Here is a 983-nt window from a genome sequence, read left to right as displayed (position 1 = left end):
CCGGTACCAGCCGCAGGGCAAGGCGGTCGCTCACGCCTCAGATCATGCAAGAAGATCCACTACACCCACGTGAGACACGCTCTTAGGCGTTCCACTCATCTCCTTGAATGCCCTCACTGGGCATCGCCCCACGACCCGAAGGATGCACCAGCCCACGGATCTGGCCAGTGCAGGACGTGGCATCGGTTTCAGACGTCTTTCCGATGGGTCCTCACATCTACCGTCTGGAGATTGGAATTCAGGCAATCCAGCTTTCGCCATATCACGCGGGTTCAACGGCGGCCCGCCTTCGACGCCTTCGCGACGCCCGCCGTCTTCTGGCATGCTGCTGTCCCCTTCACCTTTCGGGTCCAGGTGAGCCAGCGAACCCAAGGATCCTCCTCCGAATCCATCCCAGCTGCGCTGGGGATACAACAGAGCGCCTCACGGCGCACTCCGTACGTGAACCTCTCGGTTCATACGGCTCTTATCGTCCGGCGAACGAGCGCCCGCAGTCGGTGACCCATGCCCAGTGAGCGAACAGCCCGGGTTCGTTGGCGATGACCCGTTCCCACCAGGCTTGGAGCCTTTTCTTGCTGCGGAGCCGTTTGTATTTCTTGCGGGCCCAGCGCATCAGGTAGGCGTTGATGCGTTGCAGGAGGCGGTACATCTGGGACTTGTTGAAATGGCCCCAGTAGTTCATCCAGCCCCGCACGTAGGGGTTGATCCCTGCGGCGAGGTCGGTCAAGGTGCGTCCGGTACGCAGGTGCATCCGCCAGCGGCGGATCTCCCTGCCTTTCCGGGTCTGCTGGTCACGGCTCATGGAAGGTCCGAACGAGGTGAACATTTTCCCCGTCCGCCGGTTGACCGCGGGCAGCGGCCGAAACGTGTACCCCAGGAAATCAAACATGACCGCCGGATGGCGGCCGCGCCGATTCGAGTCCTTGCAGTACACGATTCTCGTCTTGGTCGGGTTGAGTCGCAGCCCGACCTCGGCCATCCGT

1 protein-coding gene is annotated in these 983 nt (G+C 62.1%); it reads right to left on the bottom strand.

Going from position 1 to position 983, the window contains the following annotated elements:
* Positions 1-466 precede the first annotated feature (466 nt).
* Positions 467-983: group II intron maturase-specific domain-containing protein (locus FREUN1FDRAFT_RS39195; RefSeq protein ID WP_006546012.1), on the bottom strand; the 517-nt coding region annotated here is incomplete at its 5' end.

The sequence above is a fragment of the Parafrankia sp. EUN1f genome (assembly GCF_000177675.1).
Classification (GTDB): domain Bacteria; phylum Actinomycetota; class Actinomycetes; order Frankiales; family Frankiaceae; genus Parafrankia.
The sequence above is the reverse complement of the archived record's forward strand: the minus strand, read 5'-3'. Positions and strand labels throughout refer to the sequence as shown.